Raw genomic sequence first — 17,174 nt, 5'->3', positions numbered from 1 at the left:
CGCAGATCCAATCGGGTGGCCCGGGCCGCCCGGATCCGGGCGAAGGGCGGGCTACCAGTTCCGTTCGGCGGTGGTCTTCGCCGGGCCGAGGACGTCCACATGGCCGTGATCGGCGTACCCGGCGCGCCGCCAGTCGGCGAACGCCTTGGCGGTGCGGTCGGCGCTCTCCTGCTCTCCCACGCCGTAGTCGACCCGGACCACGGCCACGCTGCGGGCGCTGTCGGCGGGCACCCGGACGTTCACGCTCGTCACGTGGGCGGCGAGGAAGGCGTCCGCTTTCGGGGCGTCCGTCGTGAGGTACGCACGGAATTCGCGGAGCATCGGGAACCAGCGGTGCGGGCCGCTCACCGGCACGTCCCCGCCGTCTTCGGTGGTGTCGCCGAGGGCGGGGTCGTCGGTGTCCTGCTGGTCGTCGGTGGTGGTGTCGGGAAGGCTGCCCTGGTCGTCGCTGGTCTCGTCCGGAAGACTGCTGCCCTGGTCGTCGCTGGTCTCGTCCGGAAGACTGCTCTGGTCGTCGGTGGTCTGGTCGGGGAGTTCGCTCTCGCTGTCGTCGCTCGTCTCGTCCGTCGTCGACGATCCCGGGCCGGACGTGACAGTCGATCGTGCCCCGGCCTGCTGCGTGCCGCAGGCGGTCAGCGGCAGGCAGCAGAAGGCAAGCACCACGGCGACGGGCGCGTACCGAGTCTTCAACTTCATGTGTGTCCCCCTTCACACAGTGAGAGGGGGACACACAGCCCAGAGTTCCACTGATCGCGGCGGGGCTACGCCATCCCGTGCTCCAGCCGGTCCTTCAGCAGCCGCTCGTTGTGCGGGAGCTCCTTGCGGACCTGGGGGCGGACGACGAGGGGCAGAAGGACCTTGCCCATGCCCTTGCCCTCGAAGTCGAGCTCCATGGTGACGCGGGAGCGGCGGCCGTCGTCGAGCGGGGTGATCTCGCCGTGGACATGGCCGCGGATGGGACCGTCGATTCCCTGCAGACCCCAGGCGCGCGGTGGGTCGTACTCGGTGTACTCCATGGTCATCGGCACGTCCCGGCGGCCGACGTGCCGGGTGATCCGTACCCGGGAGCCGACGCCCACAGGGCCGGGGTCGAGCGGCTCCGCCGAGACCGCGCTCTGCTGCCACTCCGGCAGGTGGGACGGGTCGATGACATACGCCCAGACGTCCTCGGGGGTGCGGTCGACGTCGATCGAATCACGGAAGTCGGACATGCAGTCCGCCCCCTTCCAGGGAGATCCCCCCTGAGGGCCCTCACCTGAAATCGTCCCACTCGGCCGCCCCGGCGGCCACGGCAGCGGGCCCCCGCCCTGGGATCAGGACGGGGGCCCGCACGAGCCGGAGAACGCACGTGGATCAACCGGAATCAACCGGAAACAACCGGAATCAGCCGGAACCCACGAACAGCACGAGCAGCAGCCACACCACGGGAGCCGTGGGCAGGAGCGAGTCCAGCCGGTCCATGATGCCGCCGTGGCCGGGGAGCAGCGTGCCCATGTCCTTGATGCCCAGGTCCCGCTTGATCATGGACTCGCCGAGGTCGCCGAGGGTGGCGCTGGCCGCGACGGCGAAGCCGAGCAGCAGGCCCTGCCACCAGGTCCCCTCGTCGATCACGAACTGCATCAGCAGCGCGCCGGCGACCATCGCGAACGACACCGCGCCGAGCAGACCCTCACGGGTCTTGCCGGGACTGATGCGCGGGGCGAGCTTGGTCCTGCCGAAGCGCCAGCCGACGGCGTACGCGCCCGTGTCGCTGACGACCGTCAGCAGCAGGAACGTCATGACGCGGAAGGCCCCGTCGTCGGCGGTGAGCATCAGGGCGACGAAGGTGGCGAGGAAGGGGACGTAGAAGGCGGCGAAGACGCCGGCCGTGACGTCCTTGAGGTAGCCCTCGGGCGGTTCCGTCATCCGCCAGACCAGCACGGCGAGCGCGGTGAGTGCCATGGCGACCCAGGCGCCCTCGGGCCCCCGGACGTATCCGCTGACGACCATCGCCGCACCGCCGACCGCGAGCGGCACGAGCGGCGCCTTGATGCCCTTGCGCTCCTGCAGCCTGCTGGTCAGCTCCCACAGACCCACGACGACGGCGACCGCGATCACGCCGACGAACACGGCCTTGACGACGAACAGCGACGCGACGATCACCGCACCGAGCCCGACCCCGACCCCTATGGCCGCGCCCAGGTCTCGGCCCGCACTCTTCTTCTGGGGTGCGGGCGCCGGGTGAGGGGCGTCGGGCATGGGCTCCGGATTCTGCGGCACTGCCGCAGGGGGCTGTGCCGACGGGGTGTCATCACCACGGGCGGCGCCGGCGTGGGCGCCGCCGTAGGTCTCGTCTCGGAACAAGGGGCCGCCCAGCCGAGCGGCCCCCCGGTCGTCATCCTGGTGACCGCCGTGTGCGGATACGTCGGGGCCGATGGGCATGGGGCGAGTCTGCTGCGCCTCAGGCGCATCGTACGCGGGACCCGCCGGGGCAGCGCCCTGGACAGGCCCCTGGTCGACGGGCCCCCAGTACCCGGCCCGCGACCCGGTGTGTGGCGGTGAGCCCCAGGAAGAGTCGTTCATCAGACCTCGAGCAGCTCCGCTTCCTTGTGCTTCAGGAGCTCGTCCACCTGAGTGACGTACTTCGCGGTGGTGTCGTCGAGCTCCTTCTCCGCACGGCGGCCCTCGTCCTCGCCGACCTCGCCGTCCTTGATGAGCTTGTCGATCGCGTCCTTGGCCTTGCGACGGACCGCGCGGATGGACACCTTGGCGTCCTCGCCCTTGCCCTTGGCGACCTTGATGTAGTCGCGGCGGCGCTCCTCGGTGAGCTCGGGGAACACCACCCGGATGATGTTGCCGTCGTTGCTCGGGTTGACGCCCAGGTCGGAGTCGCGGATCGCCTGCTCGATGTTGCGCAGCGCGCTCTTGTCGAACGGGGTCACGACCGCCATGCGCGGCTCCGGCACGGAGAACGAAGCCAGCTGGTTGATCGGCGTCGGCGCGCCGTAGTAGTCGGCCACGATCTTGTTGAACATCGCCGGGTGCGCACGGCCGGTGCGGATCGCGGCGAAGTCCTCCTTGGCGACCACGACGGCCTTCTCCATCTTCTCCTCGGCCTCGAGGAGGGTCTCTTCGATCACCACTTGCTCCTGCGTGTCTTGAGTAGGCCCGGCTGCGGTTCCCTGTCGGTGGCGGCGGCCGGCTGCGTCGCGTCTTCTTCCTGCACGGTTCCCGACCGGCAGGACATTGTCCATCCCCCGACCCGGGTCCGTCCCCCGGTCAGGTGTTGTCGTGCGGACCGGAGAGAGACTGAAGAGTCCCACCGGTCGTGGACCGGGGGTTTTCGGTCAGGCCCGGCTGCCCTGCTCACCCACCAGCGTGCCGATCTTCTCACCCTTGACGGCGCGAGCGATATTGCCCTCGGCCAGAAGCTCGAAGACGAGGATCGGGAGCTTGTTGTCGCGGCACAGCGTGACGGCGGTGGCGTCGGCGACCTTCAGGTCGCGGGTGATGACGTCCCCGTAGCCGAGGGCGTCGAACTTGACGGCGGCCGGGTTGGTCTTCGGGTCGGAGTCGTAGACGCCGTCCACGCCGTTCTTGCCCATCAGCAGCGCCTCGGCGTCGATCTCCAGGGCACGCTGGGCGGCGGTGGTGTCGGTGGAGAAGTACGGCATGCCCATACCGGCGCCGAAGATGACCACGCGGCCCTTCTCCAGGTGGCGCACGGCGCGCAGCGGGATGTACGGCTCGGCGACCTGGCCCATGGTGATGGCGGTCTGCACCCGGCTGTCGATGCCCTCCTTCTCCAGGAAGTCCTGGAGGGCGAGGCAGTTCATGACCGTGCCGAGCATGCCCATGTAGTCGGAGCGGGCGCGGTCCATGCCGCGTACCTGCAGTTCGGCGCCGCGGAAGAAGTTGCCGCCGCCGATGACGACCGCGATCTCGGCGCCGTCCCGGACGACGGCTGCGATCTCGCGGGCGATCTTGTGCACCACGTCGGGGTCCACACCCAGGCCGCCGCCACCGGCGAAGGCCTCTCCGGACAGCTTCAGCAGAAACCGGCCGCTCACTTTGCCGTCGTCGCTCTTCTGGGCCTTGGTGGTCATGACGTTCTCGCTTCTTTGACGGGTCGCACACACGAGGAGGCCATTGCCGGTGTGGGGTGTCGTTCGCATCCCATGCGCGGCAATGGCCTCCTCGTCAGATCTGCTGTCGTCCGTCACGCGCCCGCGTGACGGCGTACCGGACGACTGCACCCGACCCTATCGGGCCGACGCGCCGATCGCGGCACGGACTCAGATGCCGACCTTGATGCGCGAGAAGCGCTTCAGGGTGACACCGGCCTCGTCCAGGACCTTCTGGACGGACTTCTTGTTGTCGAGCGCGTACGGCTGACCGAGCAGCGTGGCGTCCTTGAAGAAGCCGTTGAGGCGACCCTCGACGATCTTCGGCAGGGCGGCCTCGGGCTTGCCCTCGGCGCGGGTGGTCTCCTCGGCGACGCGGCGCTCGGACTCGACGACCTCGGCCGGCACGTCCTCCTTGGAGAGGTACTTCGGCGCGAAGGCGGCGATGTGCTGGGCGATGCCCTTGGCGACGTCGGCGTTCGGCTTGTCCAGCTCGACGAGGACACCGATCTGCGGGGGCAGGTCGGGCATCGTGCGGTGCATGTACGCGGTCACGAAGCCGTCGGCGAACTGCGCGAAGCGGTCCAGCACGATCTTCTCGCCGAGGTTGGCGTTGGCCTCGTCCACGAACGCCTGGACGGTCTTGCCGGCCTCGATCTCGGAGGCGAGCAGCGCCTCGATGTCGGCCGGGGCGGTCTTGGCGACGTGCGCGGCGATCGCGCCGGCGACGGCCTGGAACTTCTCGCCCTTGGCGACGAAGTCCGTCTCGCACTTCAGCTCGACGAGGACACCGGAGGAGTTGTCGTCGGCGATGACGGAGACCACGGCGCCGTTCTCGGCGGAGCGGCCTTCGCGCTTGGCGACGCCCTTCTGGCCCTTGATACGGAGCGCCTCGACGGCCTTCTCGACGTTGCCCTCGGCCTCGTCCAGCGCCTTCTTGCAGTCCATCATGCCGGCGCCGGTGAGCTCACGGAGCTTCTTGACGTCGGCGGCGGTGTAGTTCGCCATGATCTGTGAATCTCTCTCGGAGTTCGAAGTCTCGAAGATCTACGAAGATCTGGGGGCTGTGGGTGAACGGCGGGCGGCGTACTCGACGCCCCCCGCCGTCACTTCGTCCCTACGACCGTACGGGCGCGACGGCGACCGCACGGCCTACGGCCTGAATCAGGCCTGCTCGCCCTCGGCGGCCGGAGCCTCGGCGGGGGCGGCCTCAGCGGCCGGGGCCTCGGCAGCGGGGGCCTCAGCGGCGGGGGCCTCAGCGGCGGGCGCCTCGGCCTCAGCGGCCGGAGCCTCGGCAGCGGCCTCGGCCGGCTTCTCGGCGGCCTCGGTGTCGGCCTTCTTCTCGCCGCCCTCGAGCAGGTCGCGCTCCCACTCGGCCAGCGGCTCGCCCGCGGCCTTCTCGCCCTTGTCACCGGTGGCGACACGAGAGCGGGAGATGAGGCCCTCGGCGACCGCGTCGGCGATCACGCGGGTGAGCAGGGTGACGGAGCGGATCGCGTCGTCGTTGCCCGGGATCTTGTAGTCGACCTCGTCGGGGTCGCAGTTGGTGTCGAGGATGGCGACGACCGGGATGTTGAGCTTCCGGGCCTCGCCGACCGCGATGTGCTCCTTCTTGGTGTCCACGATCCAGACGGCGCTGGGCACCTTGGACATCTCGCGGATACCACCGAGGGTCTTCTCCAGCTTGGCCTTCTCACGCGAGAGGACCAGGAGCTCCTTCTTGGTCAGACCCGAAGCGGCGACGTCCTCGAAGTCGATCTGCTCGAGCTCCTTGAGGCGCTGCAGACGCTTGTAGACGGTGGAGAAGTTGGTGAGCATGCCGCCCAGCCAGCGCTGGTTGACGTAGGGCATGCCGACGCGGGTGGCCTGCTCGGCGATGGCCTCCTGCGCCTGCTTCTTCGTGCCGACGAACATGACCGTGCCGCCGTGGGCGACGGTCTCCTTGACGAACTCGTAGGCGCGGTCGATGTACGACAGCGACTGGAGCAGGTCGATGATGTAGATGCCGTTGCGCTCGGTGAAGATGAAGCGCTTCATCTTCGGGTTCCAGCGACGGGTCTGGTGACCGAAGTGGACGCCGCTCTCCAGCAGCTCCCGCATCGTGACGACGGCCATGGCCGTTCTCCTTGTTTTTCTCGGTTGTGCCGCGGGTGCCGGACGGCTCCCGCGCCTGACGCCCGCGGTGCGCCGAGCCACGAAGGACCGAGGGGCGCGGATACCGGGAGACCGACCGTGGCCGGCGCCCGATACCGGGGCGTGCGAAGTCGACCCGGTGACCCGGATCGCCAGAAGAAGTGTACGGGACCCGCGAGGCGCCGGGTGACGCCGCTGTCCACAACCGGTGAGTAGTCCACAGGTCCGAGCCGTGATCCGGGAGATGCGGAACGGTTTTCCCATGTACGCGAAGCGATGTCTCGGCGGCCTGGCGCTGCTCCTGTTGATCACGATGCTGGCGTCCGTGGCGTGGGCGGACCCGCAGGTCCCGCCGCGAGCCCTCGCGCCCCCGCCGGCTCCCGTCCCGGCACTCGGCCGCTCCTGGCCGGTGGGCACACGCCCGGCGGTGGTACGCGGCTGGGAGCCCCCGGCCACGCCGTACGCGCGCGGTCACCGGGGCGTCGACCTGGCGGCTTCGCCGGGCGCCCCGGTGCGGACGGTGGCCCCGGGCCGCGTGTCCTTCGCGGGGCGGGTGGCGGGCCGGGGGGTCGTCGCGGTGGAGCTGACGGACACGGGTGAGCCGCCGCTGCGGACGACCTATGAGCCGGTACGGGCCTCGGTGAAGAAGGGCGACGAGGTGGCCCCGGGCCAGGTGATCGGCACGATGGAACCGGTGGGGTCGCACTGCACGGTGACGTGTGTGCACTGGGGGCTGCTGCGGGGCGAGGCGTACCTGGACCCGCTGTCGCTGCTGCCCCCGTGGCTGCTGCGCCGGGGCCCGTCGCGGCTGCTGCCGGTGCTCGGCGTCCCCCTGCCGTAGCTCAGCCCAGGACGCCCCGCAGGACCACGGAGACCGCCGCGTCCGTGATCGCCGAAGGATCCTCGGCGGCTCCCAGCTCAATCCGCCGCACCGCCGCGTCCACGACGCCCTGCAGCAGCATGGCCGCAAGCCGGGGCTCCGTGTGCCCGAGCTCCGCCAGAGCCTCCCCGATCATCGATACGAGCCCGCCGTGCGCCGCGCGGATCTTCTCCCGGGCCCCGGCGTCCAGTTCGCTCGCCGAGATCGCCACGACGGCCCGGTGCCGGCGGTCCCCCACCAGCGCGAGCTGCTCTCGCACATACGCCTCGACCTTGGCCTCCGCGCCGTCGGCGGCGGCCATGGCCGTCTCGACCTCCGCCGCCCAGACCGGGAAGTCGACCTCGCACAGTTCCTCGACCACGGCGGCCCGCGACCGGAAGTACTCGTACACGGACGAGCGCGCGAGCCCTGTCCGCTCGGCGAGGGCCGGGAAGGTCAGCGCCTCCGTCCCGCCTTCGGACAACAGGGAGCGTGCCGCGTCCAGCAGGGCGGCACGCTGCATCGACCGGTGCTCGGCCACGGAGGCCGCTCGAATCCTTGGCACGTCAACCACTCTACGGACGCGCCACCCCCGACGGGAGTGACTTCGGCCGTCAGCGACCGAAGCTCGCGAGTTTCGCGCGCAGCTGGAGCACGGACTTGGTGTGGATCTGGCTGACCCTGCTCTCGGTCACGCCCAGCACGTTCCCGATCTCGGCGAGCGTCAGCCCCTCGTAGTAGTACAGGGTGACGACCGTCTTCTCCCGGTCGGGCAGGGTGTTGATCGCCCGCGCCAGGAACCGCCTGAGCTCCCGGTCCTCGGCCACCTCCACGGGGTTGTCGGCGGCGGTGTCCTCGAGGGTGTCCATCAGGCTCAGCCGGTCGCCGCCCTCACCCCCGACGTGCAGCAGCTCCTCCAGCGCCACCACGTTGGCCAGCGACAGCTGACTGAACACGGCGTGCAGCTCGTCCACCGCGATGCCCAGCTCGGCGGCCACCTCGCACTCCGAAGGAGTCCGCCGCAGCCGCGCCTCCAGCGTGGCGTAGGCGCGCTCGACGTTGCGCGCCTTCTGCCGCACCGACCGCGGGATCCAGTCCAGGGCCCGCAGCTCGTCGATCATCGCGCCCCGGATCCGGGTGATCGCGTACGTCTCGAACTTGATCTCCCGGTCGATGTCGAACTTCTCGATCGCGTCGATCAGTCCGAAGACCCCGGAGGACACGAAGTCGGCCTGCTCCACGTTCGGCGGCAGACCGACGCTCACCCGTCCCGCCACGTACTTCACCAGCGGCGAGTAGTGCAGGATCAGCTGCTCCCGCAGCCGCTCGTCCCCCGTGTCCTTGTACGACCGCCACAGCTCGTCGAGCGTCGAGGGAGCGGGCGGCCGCACGCTGCCACCGTCGCGGGCGGCTGGGGGGATCGCCGCCCGGTCGGGCCCGGAGGTGTGCTGGGGCATTCGTCGCCTTGTGCCGTTCTGCCGTGAAGTGCGTGAGGTGGGTACCGCGTGGTGCAGTGGTGCCGTTCTGTGCCGGAATCCTCGTGAGCGTAGCGTGACTGGGGTGTCGCGGTGCGCGAAGGGCGTGCTCGGGCCGGTACGCAGATACGTTCCGCTGGGCGCACTCCAGGGTCGCCGCGCTCGCTGTGGGTCATCACCGGGATGGGTCAACTGCCGCAATTCCCAAGGCTTTCGGCGTTCCCCCGGACGGCCGAACCTCCCGGGTCAACACGAGCGTCCACCTCCTCGAACGGAGACCATCGCCTGGCGTGTCAACTTCCAGCCGTCGCCGTGTCGTTCGACGTAACCGAGTGCCTTGAGTTCGTACAGCCTCGCGAGCGCGTCGTCCGGTGTGGTGCGGGCCTCGCGGGCGACCTCGTCGACCCCGGCGGGTCTGCGGGCGGGGAGCGCGGCCAGGACACGCCGGGCGCCCGGCTCCAGGAGGTCGAGCGGCAGCACCGGCCCGCGCCGGTCCGGGGCCAGCTCCCCCATGTCGCCGACCAGCTCGACGACCTCGGCGGCGTCGGTGACCAGCACGGCCTCCCCGCGCAGCAGCTCGTGCACACCGGCCGAGAGACTGCTCGTGGCCGGCCCCGGCACCCCCATCGTGTGCCGACCCAGCCGCTGCGCCGCCCGCGCGGTGACCAGTGAGCCGCTGCGGTACGCGGCCTCGACGACGACCGTGCCCCGGGTGAGGGCGGCGATCACCCGGTTGCGCAGGATGAACCTGCTCGGCGTCGGGTGGTCGCCGGGCGGCAACTCCCCGACCACCAGCCCCTGTTCCCCGATCCGGTTGATCAGCTCGGTGTGCCCGCGCGGGTAGGGCCGGTCGACCCCGCAGGCGAGGACGGCGACGGTGGCGCCGCCCGCGCCGAGGGCGCCCCGGTGGGCGGCCCCGTCGATGCCGTAGGCCCCGCCGGACACGACCACCCACCCTCGTTCGGCGAGCCCGCAGGCCAGGGCGGCGGCCATGTGGGCGCCGTACTCGGTGCAGGCGCGGGCGCCCACGACGGCGACCGACCGCAGCGCCCACATCCGCAGACTGGGCCGCCCTCGCACCCAGAGCCCCAGCGGCCGGGCATCGCCGAGTTCGTCCAGGGTGCCGGGCCACTCGGCGTCTCCCGGGCACACGAACCGCACCCCGGCCTCCCGCGCCACGGCCAGGTCCCGCTCCGGCTCGGCCCGCCCGGCCCGCGCCAGCATCCCGGCCCAGCGCTTCGCGGTCACCCCGGGCAACGGCTCCCCGTCGCCCCGCAACCGGCGCACCACCTCGCGCACGCCCCGCTTCCGCACCCACTGCCCGCCCACCTCGTCGCCGGGCTCGACGACCCGCCCGAGGAAAACGCGGGCGAGCCGCTCGTCCGCTGGGGCGCCGCCGCCCACGCCAGGACCGTTGACGTCAGGGCCGTTCATGTCAGGGCCGTTCATGTCAGCGCCCCGAGGGCCATCGGCACTCCGCGCGGCACCCCCGTGCGCAGTTGCAGGGCCAGGGCCACGTCCATGGCGTCGGGCCGGTCGTGGCCGACCAGGTCGGCGACGGTCCAGGCGACGCGCAGCACCCGATCGAGCCCGCGGGCGGTCAGCCCCCCGCGCTCCAGGTTCCGTTCCGCCTCGTCCATGGCGCCGATCGCGGCATGCCAGCGGTTGCGCAGCTCACGGCCGGGGATCTCGCTGTTGGTCCGCCACCCGGTGCCCGCCAACCGGGCCGCCGCACGCTCGCGGGCGGCCCGGACCCGGTCGGCGACGGTCGCCGTGGACTCGCCTCCGGGACCGCGGTGCGCCAGCTCGGCCCGGCCGACCGGGTCGACCTCGACGCGCAGGTCGACCCGGTCGAGCAGAGGCCCGGAGAGCCGCGCCTGGTAGCGGCGGATCGCCGAGGGCGGACACTCGCACACGGTGTCGCGTTGCGAGAATCGGCCGCAGGGGCACGGATTGGCCGCCAGCACCATCAGGAACCGGGCCGGGAAGCGCACCACTCCCGCGCTGCGCGCGATCACCACGTGCCCCGCCTCCAGCGGCTGCCGCAGGGCGTCGAGGGCCTGGCCGCCGAACTCGGGGGTCTCGTCGAGGAAGAGCACCCCTCGATGGGCCAGCGAGACGGCGCCGGGGCGGGCGAACCCCGCCCCGCCCCCGACCAGCGACTGCATCGTCGCCGAGTGGTGCGGGGCGCAGTACGGGGGCACGTCGATGAGGGGCTTGCCCGGTGGCAGCAGTCCGGCCACCGAGTGCACCGCCGTGACCTCCAGCGACTCCTCCCTGCTCAGCCGGGGCAGCACGGCCGGCAGTCGCTCCGCGAGCATGGTCTTGCCCGCTCCGGGCGGTCCCTCGAGGAACAGGTGGTGTCCGCCCGCCGCGGCGACCTCGACCGCGGTCCGCGCCGAGCGCTGCCCGACCACGTCCGCGAGGTCGTGCCCGTGGTCCTGCTGGGCGGCGCCCATGCTGTGCATCCCGGTGGCCGCGCCGGTGCCGGGCATCCTGAGGCCGGCCAGGAGCGGGTCGGGGCGGCCCGCCTCGTCCGGTTCCTCCTCGGGCACGGGTTCGTCCGCGAGGACGGCGATGAGCTGCCGCAGGCTGCGCACCCCGAGCACGGAGACGCCCGGGACCAGCGACGCCTCGGCGGCGGCGCACTCCGGCACGACCACCTGTTCGTATCCGGCGTCGGCCGCGGCCAGCACCGCGGGGAGGATGCCCCGGACCGGACGCACCCGTCCGTCCAGGCCCAGTTCCCCGATCATCACGATGTCGGCGAGCACCCGTGGGTCGATCCGCTCGGCCGCACCGAGCACGGCGCTGGCGATGGCGAGGTCGAAGCCGCTGCCGCCCTTGGGCACCGAGGCCGGGCTGAGGCCCACGGTGAGTTTCTTCTGCGGCCACTCGCCGCCCGAGTTCACCACGGCCGCCCGGACCCGGTCCCGGCTCTCGCTCAGGCTCTTGTCCGGCAGCCCCACCAGGGTGAAGGCCGCCACGCCGGGTTCGAGGTCGGCCTGGACCTCGACGACGACGCCCTCGACGCCCACCAGCGCCACCGAGCACGTACGCGCGAACCCCATCTCAGGCCACCCCCCGCGCGTGCTCGACGACGGCCGCGCCGCGACGGGGCAGGACGACGCCGATCAGGTCGATGCGGACGCCGCCGGGCGGGGCTCCCCCGTGCGTCTGGATCCACCGCTCGGCGAGGCCGCGCAGCCGCTCGGCCTTCTCGGGGGTCACCGCCGCCATCGGGTGCTGGAAGGCGCCGCCCCTGCGGGTCTTCACCTCGCAGACGACCAGGACGTCACCGTCCCTGGCGACGATGTCGATCTCACCGGTCCTGCCGCAGCGCCAGTTGCGCTCCAGGACCGTCATCCCGGCCTCGGTCAGCCGCCGGGCGGCCAGTTCCTCGCCGTACCTGCCGAGTGCGCCTCGGGCCAGATCCGTGTTCGTGCTCATGTGGGCACCACCTCCGGCACCCACGCTCACGCATCCGCCGCCACAAAAAGGATCTTGGTGGAGAACTCGGCGACTGTGGATAACCCGGTCACCCACACGGGCGTCCGCCCGCGAGCCTCAGCTCCCCGGAAGCTCCAGGTCGCTCTTGTTCAGCTCCTCGATGTTCACGTCCTTGAACGTGAGCACTCGTACCTGCTTCACGAACCGGGCCGGCCGGTACATGTCCCACACCCAGGCGTCGGCCATCGACACCTCGAAGAACACCTCGCCCTGGACCGAGTGCACCTGCATCTCGTAGTCATTGGTGAGGTAGAAGCGCCGCTCGGTCTCGATCACGTATTTGAACAGACCGACGACATCGCGGTACTCCCGGTAGAGCTTCAGCTCCATCTCGGTCTCGTACTTCTCGAGGTCCTCGGCGCTCATGGCATGTTCCCCTTCAGCCGTGCGATCTCCCCATTGTGCGCCAGTCCCGTGCGCCTCTAGACGATTTCCGTGTCCAGGGTTACGGGTCCGGCCGGGGGACCGTCGTCGAGCAGCGTGCGCAGCAGCTCGGCGAGTCTGGTCGGATACACCGTCTCATGTGCCCGGGTCAGTTCCTGACACGTCCACCAACGTGCTCCGGCGACGCTGCGCCGCTCCAGCTCGGTCAGGGCCGTGGGCCGGGGCGCCGCACCGTGCGTGTCGGCCGTCCGGGCCAGGTAGTACCACTCGTCCTGGTCCCAGCGACGGCCCGCGAACGGGAAGGAGCACGTCCGTCGCCACAGCACCGGGCCGAGCTCGATCTCGGTGATGCCGGTCTCCTCGGCGAGTTCCCGCAGAGCAGCCTGTTCACGGGTCTCGTCGCCCTCCACGCCCCCGCCGGGCGTGAACCACCAGTCGTCGGCCGGGTCGTCCGGTTCGTGGCCGTGCAGCAGCAGGATGCGGTCCTGCGGGTCGAGCAGGACGACCCGGGCGACCTTGCGCAGTCCGCCCTCATAGGAGTCGACGCCCGTGCCCACCGAGCCGCCCGTGCCCACCGAGCCGCCCGCGCCGCCCGTCGCCTCAGCGGGCACCGGCCGGCTCCGGCTGGGGACGGGTGCGACGGCCGGAGGTCCGCTTGGCGATCGGGCCGTACGCGCCGCCGCCGAGGACCAGCACGGCGCCGGCGAGGATCATCCAGGTGATCGTCCGCAGCGGGCCCGGCTGGGAGAGGGCGCCGAGCGTCTCGAAGCCCGTGGGGCGCTTCAGCATGCCGTTCATGGGCCAGACGACGGAGTCGACGCGGGCCTTGACGGCACTGCGCGCGACCGTGCCCTGGGCCGCGTCGGTGAGGTGGGCGGTGGAGTCCAGCGAGCCCTGCCGCTCGTCGCCGAGCAGGAAGAGCCTGCCGTCGGGGACCTTCACGGTCGGGAAGTTCTTGATCTCGGCCAGGCTGCCCGGGGGCAGATACGGTTCTTCGATCTGCTTGCCGTTGACGGTGAGCTTGCCGTCGGTGCAGCAGGAGACCGTGTCGCCGCCGACGGCGACCACCCGCTTGACGACGAGCGCGTTGGTCACCCACGTCTTGTCGCTGAAGACGACGACGTCCCCGCGGCGCACCTCGCCGCCGTCGACCCGCTCGGCCAGCACGCGGTCGCCGGCGGCGATCGTCGGGCTCATGGAGCTGGTGGGCACGGTGTACGGCCGGTAGATCAGGGCTCCCCAGCCGAATCCGCCGAGGAACAGCGCGAGGCCCAGTGCGACGGCCAGTCCGGACAGTCGCTGTCCGGTCCGGCTGCCCACCGGGCCACTGCTGGTGCCACCGCCACTGTGCGGGGCCGTACGCGTCATGCTCTCGCCACCCATGGGTCCGCACCCTACCCGGCGGTACCGAATCGGGTCAGCCCTTCTTTCCCGCTCTTCCCCGGTCTCCCCCCGTCTTCCCCGGCCGTGGTCACAAGCTTGGGAAAGGGTTTGCCGAATGGAAGCCGGAAGATCAGCGGGTCGCGGACTCCTGCGTGCGCCGACGGCGCCACAGGACCACCGGCACGGCCCCGGCGAAGGCGAGGCCCTGCGGGGCGACCGTCAGGGCCGCGGACGCCGCGGACTGGTCGCTCAGGCCGGTCTGGTCGAAGGTGTCCGGCACCGGCAGGGTGCCCCAGCGGCTGAGCGGCCAGGCCTTGACGATGGCGCGCCCGACGACCTGGTCGACGGGCACCATGCCGTGGTTCACGTCCGACTGGTTGTAGCGCGAGTCGCGCGAGTTCTGGCGGTGGTCGCCCATGACCCAGACGTAGCCCTTGGGGACCTTCACCGAGAACTGGCCGCCCTGGTCGTCCTGGCTGCACGGGGTGTTGCCGGGGTACACGTACGGCTCGTTCAGCGCCTTGCCGTTGACCGTGAGCGGGCCCGTGCCCTTGCAGGAGACGGTGTCGCCACCGACGCCGATGACCCGCTTGATCAGGTCCTTCTCCTCCGCGGACGGCATCAGGCCGATCCAGCTGAGGAAGGTCTGGAAGGCGTTCGGATCGGCGGTGTTCTCGCCCGCCAGCCAGTCGTCGGGGTCGTGGAAGACGATGACCTCGCCGCGCTCCGGCTCGGAGCCGAACCACGGGGTCAGTTTGTCGACGAGGACCCGGTCACCGATCTTGAGGGTGTTCTCCATCGAGGCCGACGGAATGGAGAACGCCTGCACCAGGAACGTCTTGATCAGCAGGGCGAGGACGAGCGCGATGCCGATCAGGATCGGCAGCTCCTTCCAGAAGGAGCGTGGCTTCTTCGCCTTCGGGGCCGAGTCGCCCGACCCCTCGCCACCGGTCCCGGGCGGCTCGTCCGCGGGCGGACCGCCACCGCCCGCCACCGGGTCATTCTCTGCGTTCACGGCGCTGTCCGAGGCCGGGTCGGCGGCTTCCACGGACCGTCCGCGGTGATCCTCGCCGTCGTGCCCGGACCGTGCGCCAACCGCCACATCCCCCACGCCAACTCCTCACTCTGTGCCGCTGCCTGCCCCACATGCGACGCAGGCCCACTACTCCCATAACGAGCGGGAGTTCCGCAGGGCTCGGGAGTTGTCGAATCGATCCGTTCGGATCGCCGGGAGCAACCCTATGCGACAGCTGGGCGGAGGCGGTCGCCGTGGCGGCCGAGCCGGTTACGGATGAGAAAGTTTGCGGTTCTTTGAGACGGACCCAGTGGCCCAGGGGCCAGGCGATGACCATGGCCCGCCCCACCACCTCGTCCTCCGAGACGGTGCCCCCGTAGTCGGTGTTCTGGTGGGAGCGGGAGTCCGCGGAGTTGGCCCGGTGGTCGCCCATCACCCACAGTCGGCCCTGCGGGACGGTGATGTCGAACGGCGTGCTGGAGGGCTCGTTGCCGGGATACAGATAGGCCCCCTCCTCCAGGGGGACCCCGTTGACGGTCACCCGCTTCTGCGCGTCACAGCACACGACGCGGTCGCCGCCCACCCCGACGACGCGCTTGATGAGGTCCTTCTCGTTGTCGGACGGCAGCAGACCGATGAAGGTGAGCCCTTCCTTGATCTGCTTGACGACGACGGGGTCCTTCTTCTTGGTCGTCGTCTGCTCGTCGTTGAGCCAGCCGCCGGGGTCCTTGAACACGACGACGTCCCCGCGCTCGGGCTTGGAGCCGAACCACGGGGTGAACTTGTCGACGAGGACGCGGTCGCCGATCCGGATCGTCTGCTCCATGGAGCCGGACGGGATCACGAAGGCCTGCACCAGGAACGTCTTCAGGACCAGCGCTATCAGGACGGCGACCCCGACCAGCAGCGGTATCTCGCGGACGGCGGAGCGCCTGCGCTTGCGCTTGACCTTGCGCTGCAGTTTGCGCCGCTCCGCGCGCGTGCGACCGCCGGCCGGGCTGGAGGCGCGCCGGACGCCGGTGGGCAGGAGCTGGTCCGCGGCCGAGGCGGGGACGCCGCGCGGTTTGCCGCGGTTACCCATGGGCGCCCTCCCCACCGGGCACGCGCGCGTAGGCGCTCGGGCGGGGCAGTCGGGTGAGGTGCGCATACGGCCAGACGATCCAGTCGGCACGGCCGATCACGTCGTCGACGGGGATCATGCCGCCGCCCGGTGAGCCCAGGTGGTCCCGGGAGTCGCTGGAGTGGCTGCGGTGGTCGCCGAGGACGAACAGGGAGCCCTTGGGCACGGCCACGTCGAAGGCCACCGTGGACGGGCTGTCGCCGGGATACAGGAACCTCGACTCGTCGACCGACCGGCCGTTCACCTGGATCCTCCCCTCCTTGTCGCAGCAGACCACGTGGTCTCCCCCTACACCCACGACGCGCTTGATGTAGTCGGAGTTCCCGAAGTACCCGGTGCCGTCGAACACGATGACGTCGCCGCGCTGCGGCTCGGCACCGAAACGGTACGCCAACTTATTTACGAGAACCCGGTCGCCGATCCTCAATCCGTTTTCCATGGATCCGCTGGGAATCTGGAATGGTTGCGCCACGAAAGCGTTGAGGAGCAGCAAAAACACCAGGCAGATCAACAGGGACAGGCTGATCCGGCCGCCCGGCAGCCAGTCCGTGACACGTGCCGCCAACGCGAAACGCGACCGTCCCTCCACTCCCTCGGTGTCCGGGGCCTCCTGGGAGGCGTCCGCGGAAACGGAAGGGCTGGAGGAGCGGTCGCGCTCCGTCGTCGGCTGAGCTTCGGTGTCCATCGGGGCCAGATGGTATCCGGCCCCGCTTTGAACCCCTCAGAGCACTCAGTTGTCGCGCTTCTCCTTGATCTTCGCGGCCTTGCCGCGCAGCTCACGGAGGTAGTACAGCTTGGCGCGACGCACGTCACCGCGGGTCACGAGCTCGATCTTCTCGACGATCGGGGTGTGCACCGGGAAGGTGCGCTCGACGCCGACGGAGAAGGAGACCTTGCGGACCGTGAAGGTCTCGCGGACACCGGCGCCCTGGCGGCGGATCACAACGCCCTTGAACTGCTGCACACGGGAGCGGTTGCCCTCGATGACGCGCACGTGGACGTTGACGGTGTCACCCGGGCGGAAGGCCGGGACGTCGCTGCGCAGCGACGCGGCGTCGACCGTGTTGAGCAGGTTGGACATTTCGTCTGCTTTCTTCGCTGATGCCACAGGTCATCAACGGAACTAGATGTTCGAGGATTGAGTGCCGTGTGCCCGTCGAGGCGGGCGTCGTGTCCCCCTGTGGCAGGGGCG

At 70.8% G+C, this 17,174-nt stretch carries 20 protein-coding genes; 1 reads left to right on the top strand and 19 read right to left on the bottom strand.

The window, feature by feature from the left end; translation table 11 throughout:
* Positions 1 to 51: 51 nt before the first annotated feature.
* From ACIBAF_RS23885 to rpsB, 7 genes are all read right to left on the bottom strand, one after another.
* Entirely contained in the window at positions 52 to 696 is a 645-nt protein-coding gene (locus tag ACIBAF_RS23885) for a hypothetical protein (RefSeq protein WP_399465513.1), read from the bottom strand.
* A 65-nt stretch (positions 697 to 761) separates the two neighbouring features.
* Positions 762 to 1,211: an SRPBCC family protein gene (locus ACIBAF_RS23880; RefSeq protein ID WP_399465512.1), complete on the bottom strand. Its 450-nt coding sequence runs from the start codon at positions 1,209 to 1,211 to the stop codon at positions 762 to 764.
* 172 nt (positions 1,212 to 1,383) lie between these two features.
* Positions 1,384 to 2,562, bottom strand: a complete 1,179-nt coding sequence (locus ACIBAF_RS23875; protein ID WP_399465511.1) for a phosphatidate cytidylyltransferase — start codon at positions 2,560 to 2,562, stop codon at positions 1,384 to 1,386.
* A complete protein-coding gene (gene frr / locus ACIBAF_RS23870; protein ID WP_319341088.1) occupies positions 2,562 to 3,119 on the bottom strand; it encodes a ribosome recycling factor in 558 nt (185 codons plus the stop codon). Before frr ends, ACIBAF_RS23875 begins: the two co-directional genes overlap by 1 nt.
* Before the next feature lie 207 nt (positions 3,120 to 3,326).
* Entirely contained in the window at positions 3,327 to 4,085 is a 759-nt protein-coding gene (gene pyrH / locus ACIBAF_RS23865) for a UMP kinase (RefSeq protein ID WP_079659215.1), read from the bottom strand.
* Positions 4,086 to 4,274: 189 nt separating this feature from the next.
* Positions 4,275 to 5,111 carry a translation elongation factor Ts gene (tsf, locus tag ACIBAF_RS23860; protein WP_399465510.1) on the bottom strand — a complete coding sequence of 279 codons (837 nt, stop codon included), beginning with the start codon at positions 5,109 to 5,111 and terminating at the stop codon, positions 4,275 to 4,277.
* A 156-nt stretch (positions 5,112 to 5,267) separates the two neighbouring features.
* On the bottom strand, positions 5,268 to 6,218 hold the full coding sequence (rpsB, locus tag ACIBAF_RS23855) for a 30S ribosomal protein S2 (RefSeq protein ID WP_399465509.1): 951 nt from the start codon (positions 6,216 to 6,218) through the stop codon (positions 5,268 to 5,270).
* A gap of 280 nt (positions 6,219 to 6,498) precedes the next feature.
* Between rpsB and ACIBAF_RS23850 the strand changes: the two genes are divergently transcribed.
* Positions 6,499 to 7,077, top strand: a complete 579-nt coding sequence (locus ACIBAF_RS23850; protein WP_399465507.1) for a murein hydrolase activator EnvC family protein — start codon at positions 6,499 to 6,501, stop codon at positions 7,075 to 7,077.
* 1 nt (position 7,078) lies between these two features.
* On the opposite strand, the gene ACIBAF_RS23845 is transcribed toward ACIBAF_RS23850, so the two are convergent.
* From ACIBAF_RS23845 to rplS, 12 genes are all read right to left on the bottom strand, one after another.
* Positions 7,079 to 7,636, bottom strand: a complete 558-nt coding sequence (locus ACIBAF_RS23845; protein WP_399465617.1) for a TetR/AcrR family transcriptional regulator — start codon at positions 7,634 to 7,636, stop codon at positions 7,079 to 7,081.
* Between the two features lie 73 nt (positions 7,637 to 7,709).
* Positions 7,710 to 8,552, bottom strand: a complete 843-nt coding sequence (whiG, locus tag ACIBAF_RS23840; protein WP_399465506.1) for an RNA polymerase sigma factor WhiG — start codon at positions 8,550 to 8,552, stop codon at positions 7,710 to 7,712.
* Between the two features lie 264 nt (positions 8,553 to 8,816).
* Positions 8,817 to 10,004 (bottom strand): DNA-processing protein DprA, encoded by a 1,188-nt coding sequence (gene dprA / locus ACIBAF_RS23835; protein ID WP_399465504.1) that lies wholly within the window; start codon positions 10,002 to 10,004, stop codon positions 8,817 to 8,819.
* 11 nt (positions 10,005 to 10,015) lie between these two features.
* The gene (locus tag ACIBAF_RS23830; protein WP_399465502.1) at positions 10,016 to 11,641 is read right to left on the bottom strand and encodes a YifB family Mg chelatase-like AAA ATPase; all 1,626 of its coding nucleotides are present in this window, start codon (positions 11,639 to 11,641) and stop codon (positions 10,016 to 10,018) included.
* Position 11,642: 1 nt separating this feature from the next.
* Complete coding sequence (locus tag ACIBAF_RS23825) at positions 11,643 to 12,020, bottom strand: YraN family protein (protein WP_079659222.1); 378 nt, start codon at positions 12,018 to 12,020, stop codon at positions 11,643 to 11,645.
* A gap of 117 nt (positions 12,021 to 12,137) precedes the next feature.
* Positions 12,138 to 12,446, bottom strand: a complete 309-nt coding sequence (locus tag ACIBAF_RS23820) for a DUF2469 domain-containing protein (protein WP_005311352.1) — start codon at positions 12,444 to 12,446, stop codon at positions 12,138 to 12,140.
* A 56-nt stretch (positions 12,447 to 12,502) separates the two neighbouring features.
* Complete coding sequence (locus tag ACIBAF_RS23815; RefSeq protein WP_399465616.1) at positions 12,503 to 13,039, bottom strand: NUDIX hydrolase; 537 nt, start codon at positions 13,037 to 13,039, stop codon at positions 12,503 to 12,505.
* A gap of 25 nt (positions 13,040 to 13,064) precedes the next feature.
* Positions 13,065 to 13,847: a signal peptidase I gene (gene lepB / locus ACIBAF_RS23810; RefSeq protein WP_399465499.1), complete on the bottom strand. Its 783-nt coding sequence runs from the start codon at positions 13,845 to 13,847 to the stop codon at positions 13,065 to 13,067.
* A gap of 130 nt (positions 13,848 to 13,977) precedes the next feature.
* Complete coding sequence (lepB, locus tag ACIBAF_RS23805) at positions 13,978 to 14,958, bottom strand: signal peptidase I (RefSeq protein ID WP_399465498.1); 981 nt, start codon at positions 14,956 to 14,958, stop codon at positions 13,978 to 13,980.
* Positions 14,846 to 15,943: a signal peptidase I gene (gene lepB, locus ACIBAF_RS23800; RefSeq protein ID WP_399465496.1), complete on the bottom strand. Its 1,098-nt coding sequence runs from the start codon at positions 15,941 to 15,943 to the stop codon at positions 14,846 to 14,848. The genes lepB (ACIBAF_RS23805) and lepB (ACIBAF_RS23800) overlap by 113 nt, the downstream gene beginning before the upstream one ends.
* On the bottom strand, positions 15,936 to 16,667 hold the full coding sequence (lepB, locus tag ACIBAF_RS23795; protein ID WP_399465494.1) for a signal peptidase I: 732 nt from the start codon (positions 16,665 to 16,667) through the stop codon (positions 15,936 to 15,938). The genes lepB (ACIBAF_RS23800) and lepB (ACIBAF_RS23795) overlap by 8 nt, the downstream gene beginning before the upstream one ends.
* A gap of 45 nt (positions 16,668 to 16,712) precedes the next feature.
* Positions 16,713 to 17,063, bottom strand: a complete 351-nt coding sequence (gene rplS / locus ACIBAF_RS23790) for a 50S ribosomal protein L19 (protein ID WP_399465492.1) — start codon at positions 17,061 to 17,063, stop codon at positions 16,713 to 16,715.
* Positions 17,064 to 17,174 lie beyond the last annotated feature (111 nt).

Source organism: Streptomyces sp. NPDC051677 (assembly GCF_044453465.1).
GTDB lineage: Bacteria > Actinomycetota > Actinomycetes > Streptomycetales > Streptomycetaceae > Streptomyces.
The sequence above is the reverse complement of the archived record's forward strand: the minus strand, read 5'-3'. Positions and strand labels throughout refer to the sequence as shown.

Bases quoted from the DNA above. Each gene is read 5' to 3' on its own strand.
- ACIBAF_RS23885 (WP_399465513.1), bottom strand. From the start codon at position 696: ATGAAGTTGAAGACTCGGTACGCGCCCGTCGCCGTGGTGCTTGCCTTC.
- ACIBAF_RS23880 (WP_399465512.1), bottom strand. From the start codon at position 1,211: ATGTCCGACTTCCGTGATTCGATCGACGTCGACCGCACCCCCGAGGAC.
- ACIBAF_RS23875 (WP_399465511.1), bottom strand. From the start codon at position 2,562: ATGAACGACTCTTCCTGGGGCTCACCGCCACACACCGGGTCGCGGGCC.
- pyrH (WP_079659215.1), bottom strand. From the start codon at position 4,085: ATGACCACCAAGGCCCAGAAGAGCGACGACGGCAAAGTGAGCGGCCGG.
- tsf (WP_399465510.1), bottom strand. From the start codon at position 5,111: ATGGCGAACTACACCGCCGCCGACGTCAAGAAGCTCCGTGAGCTCACC.
- rpsB (WP_399465509.1), bottom strand. From the start codon at position 6,218: ATGGCCGTCGTCACGATGCGGGAGCTGCTGGAGAGCGGCGTCCACTTC.
- ACIBAF_RS23850 (WP_399465507.1), top strand. From the start codon at position 6,499: ATGTACGCGAAGCGATGTCTCGGCGGCCTGGCGCTGCTCCTGTTGATC.
- whiG (WP_399465506.1), bottom strand. From the start codon at position 8,552: ATGCCCCAGCACACCTCCGGGCCCGACCGGGCGGCGATCCCCCCAGCC.
- dprA (WP_399465504.1), bottom strand. From the start codon at position 10,004: ATGAACGGCCCTGACGTCAACGGTCCTGGCGTGGGCGGCGGCGCCCCA.
- ACIBAF_RS23830 (WP_399465502.1), bottom strand. From the start codon at position 11,641: ATGGGGTTCGCGCGTACGTGCTCGGTGGCGCTGGTGGGCGTCGAGGGC.
- ACIBAF_RS23825 (WP_079659222.1), bottom strand. From the start codon at position 12,020: ATGAGCACGAACACGGATCTGGCCCGAGGCGCACTCGGCAGGTACGGC.
- ACIBAF_RS23820 (WP_005311352.1), bottom strand. From the start codon at position 12,446: ATGAGCGCCGAGGACCTCGAGAAGTACGAGACCGAGATGGAGCTGAAG.
- lepB (WP_399465499.1), bottom strand. From the start codon at position 13,847: ATGGGTGGCGAGAGCATGACGCGTACGGCCCCGCACAGTGGCGGTGGC.
- lepB (WP_399465496.1), bottom strand. From the start codon at position 15,943: ATGGGTAACCGCGGCAAACCGCGCGGCGTCCCCGCCTCGGCCGCGGAC.
- lepB (WP_399465494.1), bottom strand. From the start codon at position 16,667: ATGGACACCGAAGCTCAGCCGACGACGGAGCGCGACCGCTCCTCCAGC.
- rplS (WP_399465492.1), bottom strand. From the start codon at position 17,063: ATGTCCAACCTGCTCAACACGGTCGACGCCGCGTCGCTGCGCAGCGAC.